6 protein-coding genes are annotated in these 7558 nt (G+C 67.8%); 1 reads left to right on the forward strand and 5 read right to left on the reverse strand.

What is annotated here, in order from left to right:
- Positions 1–44 precede the first annotated feature (44 nt).
- Complete coding sequence (locus DFQ59_RS17185; protein ID WP_170142208.1) at positions 45–2696, forward strand: PAS domain S-box protein; 2652 nt, start codon at positions 45–47, stop codon at positions 2694–2696.
- Between the two features lie 142 nt (positions 2697–2838).
- Here DFQ59_RS17185 and DFQ59_RS17190 read toward each other — a convergent pair whose 3' ends face one another.
- The 5 genes from DFQ59_RS17190 to gpgS form a co-directional block, all read right to left on the reverse strand.
- Positions 2839–3264, reverse strand: coding sequence for a VOC family protein (locus DFQ59_RS17190; protein WP_114280969.1), 426 nt, complete (start codon positions 3262–3264; stop codon positions 2839–2841).
- 56 nt (positions 3265–3320) lie between these two features.
- The gene (locus tag DFQ59_RS17195) at positions 3321–3818 is read right to left on the reverse strand and encodes a rubrerythrin family protein (RefSeq protein ID WP_114280957.1); all 498 of its coding nucleotides are present in this window, start codon (positions 3816–3818) and stop codon (positions 3321–3323) included.
- Between the two features lie 97 nt (positions 3819–3915).
- Positions 3916–4974, reverse strand: coding sequence for a glucosaminyl phosphatidylglycerol flippase (gpgF, locus tag DFQ59_RS17200; protein WP_245937307.1), 1059 nt, complete (start codon positions 4972–4974; stop codon positions 3916–3918).
- Positions 4947–5687 (reverse strand): N-acetylglucosaminyl phosphatidylglycerol deacetylase, encoded by a 741-nt coding sequence (gene gpgD / locus DFQ59_RS20340; RefSeq protein ID WP_245937308.1) that lies wholly within the window; start codon positions 5685–5687, stop codon positions 4947–4949. The genes gpgF and gpgD overlap by 28 nt, the downstream gene beginning before the upstream one ends.
- A 4-nt stretch (positions 5688–5691) precedes the next feature.
- On the reverse strand, positions 5692–6807 hold the full coding sequence (gpgS, locus tag DFQ59_RS17210; RefSeq protein WP_114280959.1) for an N-acetylglucosaminyl phosphatidylglycerol synthase: 1116 nt from the start codon (positions 6805–6807) through the stop codon (positions 5692–5694).
- Positions 6808–7558 lie beyond the last annotated feature (751 nt).

Here is a 7558-nt window from a genome sequence, read left to right on the forward strand (position 1 = left end):
GCCAATGTCATATATCCGAAACCGACCACAACCAACGCAAACCCGTGTCCGACAAACCGCCATTCTCCCCGCCTGTCACGACCGACCCGCACCAGCCGCCAGAGACGCTTCTGCGCATCCAGCACGAACTGCTGCTGGGATTGCACCAGGCGCACGACCTGTCGGAAAAACTCCGTCTGTGTCTTGATGCCGCATTAAACGCCGCAGGGATGGACCGCGGCGGCATCTACCTGATCGACGAGTCCGGTGGTCTGCGGCTGGAACGAGCCACCGAATCTTCCCAGGACTTCGCGCAGGCCGTCCATCGTTACCCTGTGGACACCGCCGTTGCGCGCCTGGCAATGGCCGGTATGCCGTTTTATGCACACCACGCGGAACTCGAGACCACTCTCTCTGAATCGGAACGGGGCGAGGCTCTGCGTGTGCTTGCGATAGTCCCGTTCCGGGACGAGCGGCGCGTCATCGGCTGCCTGAAAGTGACCTCTGGCCGGGTGGACGAGGTGCCCATGCCCGCCCGCCTGGCATTGGAGGCCGTTGCCTCGGTAGTGGGGCTGCTTTTCTCCCGTGCCCGGGCAGACGAGGTGCTGCGCAAGTTCTCACGCGTGATTGAGCAGACCGCCAGCACCGTAATCATCACCGGCACCGAGGGTGTCATCGAGTATGTCAATCCACGTTTTTCCGAGACTACCGGCTATTCGGCAGCCGAGGTAATCGGCAGGCGCCCCAGCCTGCTCAGATCCGGATACACCTCGCCGGAGGAGTACCGCCAGCTGTGGCACACCATCAAGGGTGGCGATGTCTGGCACGGTGAATTCCACAACCGACGCAAGGATGGTTCGCTGTATTGGGAAGCGGCAACCATCTCGCCGATACGTGACGAGCAAGGACTGATAACACACTTCGTCGGGATCAAGGACGACATCACCGATCGCAAACTGGCCGAGGCGGCCCTGAAAGAGAGTGAATCCTTGCTCAAGCAGGCTCAGCACCTGGCCCGAATCGGAAACTGGAGATGGGATTTTCGTACCGACGCACTCATCTGGTCGCAGGAGCTGTATCGCATCTTCGGTCGCGATCCGGCACTGCCCCCGGCCAACCACACCGAGCTGATGCAGTACTTCACCGCGGAGAGCCGGGCCCGGCTCTCCGCTGCCGTGGACAGGACGATTCATGACGGGACACCCTACGAGACGGATCTGGAGATGGCGCGACCGGACGGTAACCGCTGGGTACTCGCCATAGGCAAGGCGGTCCGCGACAGAACCGGCGCCATCGTCGAATTGCGCGGCATGATGCAGGACATCACCGATCGAAAGCGCGCGGAGTTGGCGCGAGCCGAGCAGGAGGCCCGCTATCGTGCGGTGATTGAGACCGCGTCCGATGGCTTCTGGATGCTGGACAAAGACGGCCGCATCCTGGCCGTGAACGAAGCCTATGTCCGTCGTTCCGGCTACAGTCGCGAAGAATTGCTGACGATGTGGATCGGGGACATCGAGGCGCAGGAATCGCCGGAGGAGGTCCGTGCGCATATCGAAAAGGTCAAACGCTCCGGCAGCGACCTGTTCGAGACCCGGCACCGGACCAGGGACGGCGAGGTCTGGCCCGCAGAGGTCAACACCTCTTACTCCTCAACCGCTGGAGGGATTTTCTTTGCCTTCTCGCGCGACATCACCGAGCGCAAGCAGGCGGAGGAATCGCTGCGCGAGAGCGAAAACCGCTACCGCAACCTGTTCATGCATTCGCCCGATTGTATCCTGGTTAACCACCAGGGCCACATCACGCTCGTGAACCGGACCTGCCTGAGATTGTTCGGCGTCAATAGCGATCAAGCGCTGGTGGGCAAGTCTCCCTACGATCTCTTCCACCCCGATTTTCACCCGATGATAGCTGCCCGGATTCGCCGTATGTGTGAAACCGGCGAGGCGGCACCACCGATAGAAGAGAAGATTTTGCGTTACGACAGAAGCACGGTCGATGTGGAGGTGATTGCCGCGCCTTTCCCGGTTGGCGATGGGAGCGCCATCCATGTGATCCTCCGCGACATCACCGAACGCAAGGCCCTGGAACGGCAGATCATCGAGGTGAGCACCGCTGAACAGGAGCGCATCGGTCACGATATCCACGACGGCATCGGCCAACAGCTGACCGGTGCCTCCATGCTGGCGGCCGGGATCGAACGCCGCTTGATTGCTGCCGGACACCAGTCCGCGGCAACAGCCATAGCGGAGCTCCGGACCCACCTTCTGAACACCCTGGAAGAGGCCCGTTCGCTTGCCCGCGGTCTGTCACCGGTCGACCTCGACTCCGAGGGCCTGGCCGACGCACTGATCGATCTGGCAGAACGGATTACGCAAACCTCCGGCGTCAAGTGCCGATATGAGGGCCTGCGGACGGTGCAGGCGGACAATGACATCCTGCTGGTGCATCTCTACCGTATTGCGCAGGAGGCGGTACACAATGCAGTCAGGCACGGAGCGCCCGGAGTCGTGGAGATTCGCCTTGATCCCGGACCTGACGGAATCGTGCTGACGGTGCGGGACGACGGCAAAGGTTTCGACATCACGCAGGACAGTTACAACAGGCTGGGGCTACGGCTGATGCGCTACCGTGCCGGCATCATTGGCGGCCGACTCAGCATTGCACCCGCCGCACAGGGGGGCACCCTGGTACGCTGCGAGGTGCCGCTGAGCCCATGACGGTTGATGGGCTGGACACGGATGTTGTCCCTGGGCGGCAGGAAGATACCGGATACGGATGGACCGGGGAATTCAATCCGTTCGCCCGATGCCCGGGGCGGGCCGGGGTTCTCCTCGGCGCCCATGGCAAGACTGCATTGCATCAGCCGGGAAGGCTGACCGCGCCCGACTCGTCCAGCGGGAACCCCGGGTTCCACGCCACCTCCCACAGGTAGCCATCCAGATCGCGGAAGTAGCCGGAGTAGCCGCCCCAGAAGGCATCCGCGGCCGGCTTGACGATCTCCGCGCCCGCGGACCGGGCCTCGGCGAGCACGGCGTCGACCTCCCCCCGCGTCCGGGTATTGTGGGCCAGCGCGAAGCTTCCGCTCCCGGGGACGCCGGGCGGAACCCCGGCGTCCGCCGCCAGCGCCTCGACGGGGTACAGGGAGATGGCGATACCGCCGCACTGGAAGAAGGCGACGCCCGGCGCCCCCTTCACCGAGCGCCGCCAGCCGAGGCGCTCGAAGAAGGCGGTGCTCCGCGCCAGATCGCGCACCCCCAGGGTAACCAGCGTGATCCTCTGTTCCATCATTTCAGACTAGTGTACTGCGTCACCCTGGTCTAACGGACCGCGCATGCCGAGTGTCAGACCTCCGCGAAGATCGAGCCCCTGGCGCCGCAGATGGGGCACTTCTCCGGCGGTTCACCGAACTCGATGTGGCCGCACACCGGGCAGAGGTAGAACTTCGTCTCGGCGAGATCCTCGCCCCGCTCCAGCGCCTCGAGGGCCAGCCGGTAGAGCCGGGCATGGACCTCCTCGGCCTTGACCGCGTAGCCGAACATCCGTTTCGCCCTGTGGCCCTCGGCCTCGGCCTGCTCGAGCATGGGCGGGTACATCTCGGTGTACTCGTGGGTCTCGCCGGCGATGGCGGCCTTGAGATTGTCGGCCGTGGCGCCGACTCCATCGAGCGCCTTCAGGTGACCTTCCGCGTGGAGCCTCTCCGCCTCGGCCGTGGTCCGGAACAGGCGGGCGATGTTGGGGAGCCCCTCCTTCTCGGCCTGCGCGGCAAAGGCGCGGTACTTCATGTTGGCTTCGCTCTCGCCGGTGAACGCGGCTTTCAGGTTCTCTTTCGTGGTCGGCATGACGGCCTCCTGCTGTGCCTCGGGATGTCCAGAGCCCAGTGTAGCGGGGGCCATGGGAGGGTGTGGCACAAAGCGCGGCTTTCTTGCGCCGGATCAATCACAGCGGCTGCGTTCCGGGCGCCTCCCCGCCTCTCGCCCGGGCAGAGTGCGGGGCCAGGCGCTCCCACAGCGTGCGCCCCGCGATCCAGGCGAACACCGGCGCGCCCGCCAGCAGGTACCAGTAGTAGGTGGCGAAACGCCACAGCAGCAGCACCGCGCCGAGGGTCGGCGGGTCGAGCAGCGGCGCCAGCAGGGCGGTGAAGCCAAGCTCCACCCCGCCGCTGCCGCCCGGGAGCAGGGTGAACTGCCCCAGGGTCAGGGCCAGCATCTGCACCAGCAGGGTATAGGCCCAGGGGACGGGCTCGCCCAGGCCCCGGATGAGGACGTAGAGGATGCTGTAGCGCAGCAGCCAGTGGCCGATGCAGAGCAGGTAGATGGCGACAAGGCGGCCGCGTGAGAGCCGGAGCATGACGCCCAGACCCTGGCGGAAGCGCAGCAGCCCGCGGGCGATGCGCCGGCGGGTGGCGGGCGGGATGTTCAGCCGCCGCAGCAGCCGGCCGCCCCGCAGCAGAAGCGGCCGGTAGTGGCGCAACGCCAGCCAGGCACCGGCCAATACCGCCAGCAGCAGGGCGGCCAGCAGTCCGATTTGCCAGCCCGCATGCAGTGCCTCCGGCCGGAACAGCAGCGCCAGGGCGATGATGACCAGCAGCGCGGCGAAGAAGAGCATGTCCATCAGCACATCCAGCGCATAGAGCGCCGCGGCGGCGCTGCCGGCGACCCCGTGACGACGGAGCAGGTAGACGTAGGCGAGCGGTCCGCCGCTCCCCGCCGGGGTCGCCGAGAAGGCGAACTCGGTGGCCATGACCGTGGCCAGTGCGCGGCCGTGGCCCATGGGCTGGCGGATGCCGCCGAGCATCAGGCGCAGGCGCCCGGCGTTGAAGTTCCAGCCCGCGAAGACCATCCCCAGGACCGCACCCAGGAGCAGCGGGGAGATGGCTGCCAGCCGCCCGAACAGCCCGGCGCCGCCATAGGCCAGGGGGATGCCGAGCCCCAGGGCGAGACCGGCCGCGGCGAGCCAGAGGGAGCGCCTTATCCGCACCGCTGCAGCCACTGCCACTTGGTGACCGGGGTGCGCTCCGCCAGCAGCGCCGCCAGCGTCTCCAGCCAGAAGCGCACGGCGCCCTCGTGGGCCATGTCCACGGGGTGCAGGCCGAGGCGCAGCAGGGGCTGCACCCGGCCGCGCCGCAGCCGGTGCCGGTTCCAGAGCAGCGAGGCCCGGCGCCGCCAGGCGCTGCGCGCGCTCCAGACCAGGCTCGGCGCCTCCACCCGCCGCCATTCCGGCAGCCGGATGAGGCCGCCCGGGTCGCTGGTGTAGCGCAGCGGCAGGCGGGTCAGCGCGCTCCGGGTGCCGTGGCCCATGAGCCAGGCCGGGGCGACGAAGCCGGCCACCGGCCACCGGTAGCGGTGAAACAGCTCCAGCCCCACCTCCAGCCGCGCCAGGGCCTGCCTCTCGTCGAGAGGGTAGAACTCGCCCTCGCGGGTGTAGATCCGGCGCCTGCAGTAGTCCACCGGATCGAGTCCCAATGGCGCCTCGTCACTGTGGAAGAACCCGTGCAGCACCAGTTCGTCGCCGCGGCCGATGCGCCGCTCCAGCGCCGCCCGGAAGGCCGGGAATCGATCCAGGGCACCACGGTGATGGAAATCGGGCACCACCAGCAGGGTGAGGGGGACCGTCCCCAGAGCCTCCACCGCGTGGACGAAGCGCCGGTAGACGGGCCATGTCTCCGGGGCGACATCGTGCAGCACCACGCTGACGGCACGCGCGTTCATCGGCTCAGGCAATCTGCAGCTCCAGCGTCACCGGCGCCGGCTGGCCGGTCAGCTCACGGTAGCGGTCGAGGAGACGCTCCAGCACCCGGTCCCAGGTGTAGTGCTCCTCCACCCGCCTGCGCGCCAGCCGGCCCATGCCACGATGGCCGTTGGCGAACAGGGCGCGCGCGGCCTCCGCGAGCGCCGCGGCGTTGCCGGGCTCCACCAGCAGCCCGGTGCCGGGGACCACGTGCTCGGCCACTGCGCCCGCCCGGGTGCCGATGACCGGGATGCCGCTCGCCATCGCCTCCAGCACCACCAGGCCGAAGGTCTCGCTGTCGCCGGCATGGATCAGCCCATCGCTGCTCGCCAGGTAGCGGGCGGTCCGCTCCCGGTTCGCATACTCGGAGACCACGGTCACGTTGCCCGGCACGCTCCGGGGCATTCCCGGACCCACCAGCAGCAGGTGGTAGCCGCGGCCCAGCCGCTCCATGGCTTCGAGCAGCAGCGGGATGTGCTTCTCCCGAGAGGCACGGCCGGCGAACACGAGCAGCGGCGTCCCGGCATCGAGACCCAGTTCCCGCTTCAGCGCGGGATCCCGCCGCCCGGGAGAGAAGTGGACGCTGTCCACGCCCAGGGGCTGCAGCTCCACCTGCCCGATCCCCAGGCCGCGCAGCTTCTCCACCATCACCCGGCTGGGCGCCAGGACGAGATCGAAGCGACGGTAGAGCCCCCGCACGTAGGCCTCCACCCGCGGCTCGCTCCAGCGGCCGATGCGGGAGCCGATGAGGCGCGGCAGGTCGGAATGGTAGAACCCCACCACCGGCACCCCCAGGCGCCGCCCCGCATCCAGCGCGGCCCAGGCGGTGACATAGGGATCGCCCACCTCGATGAGATCCGGCCGCAGCGCCACCAGGGACTCCACCCAGCCGTCGGTACGCAGGGGGAAGCGGTAACCGTGGCCGAAGGGAATCGGGGCCGCCGGCACCGTTTGGACAGCTTCCGTCCGCTGCCGGCGCGCGCCGGGCACGACCAGCGTGTGCGCCTCCCGCCCCGACAGCCAGCGGCGTTTGGCCTCGAGATAGGTGCGTACGCCACCGCTCGAGGGGGTGTAGAACATCGTGACATCCGCGATATGCATGACTCTGACACCAGGACCGGGTCGGGAAAAGGATGCGGGCGCCGCGCCGGGACCTGCCGGGGACTGCGCCCGCCCGGCGGCACTCCGCGCAGGGCCGGGAAAGCCGCGGCGTGGCGGCCGGCAGCGGAGCGTCCCGCACCTCGGCCCCCGCCCTATTTCAACCACAGCCGGATGACAGCCACACGAAAACCGGGGTGTCTGCCGCGCCGGGCGGAGAGCGCCCGCATCCGCCGTGGGGGCCGCCTTGGCCGGGGTTGCGCCACAGGTTCCTCTGCAGCGCCCATGCCAATCTCCAACACACTGTGCTGAATGGTTTTTTTATCGCGACGGAGGGACGTTCGGTGCTAATCAACAGTAATCGGCAATTACCCTGGTTCTTATCAACCAGTGACGGACAGGCAGGAGGTATGCGGGGGAACTACCCGCCCCGAGGGAGGTGAGACAGGTCAGAGGCCCGGGCAACGCCGGGCGGCGGCGTACGGGCGACGGATGCCGGGCGGTTGCGGGCGACCGCGAGCGGATGGAGGGCGCGAGGGGGTCCCGCCCGGTTCAGCGCCGCACCGGCGCGGGCGGCGGGTTGAACGCCCCGCGGACCGGGACGTCGCCCCAGCGGGCCGGTACGGTTCACGCACGGGAAAATGACCGGACGGGACCGGGATTATCTCATGGCAATAAAAAACCCCTGCCCGATGGGGGCAGGGGTTGGAATAGGTGCCTGGCAGTGACCTACTTTCACATGGGGAAGCCCCAC

It is taken from the genome of Thioalbus denitrificans (genome assembly GCF_003337735.1).
Taxonomy (GTDB): Bacteria; Pseudomonadota; Gammaproteobacteria; order DSM-26407; family DSM-26407; genus Thioalbus; species Thioalbus denitrificans.

Excerpts from the sequence above, each read along its gene's own strand:
- DFQ59_RS17190 (WP_114280969.1), bottom strand. The coding sequence starts at position 3,264 with ATGGAACAGAGGATCACGCTGGTTACCCTGGGGGTGCGCGATCTGGCG.
- DFQ59_RS17195 (WP_114280957.1), bottom strand. The coding sequence starts at position 3,818 with ATGCCGACCACGAAAGAGAACCTGAAAGCCGCGTTCACCGGCGAGAGC.
- gpgD (WP_245937308.1), bottom strand. The coding sequence starts at position 5,687 with ATGAACGCGCGTGCCGTCAGCGTGGTGCTGCACGATGTCGCCCCGGAG.
- gpgS (WP_114280959.1), bottom strand. The coding sequence starts at position 6,807 with ATGCATATCGCGGATGTCACGATGTTCTACACCCCCTCGAGCGGTGGC.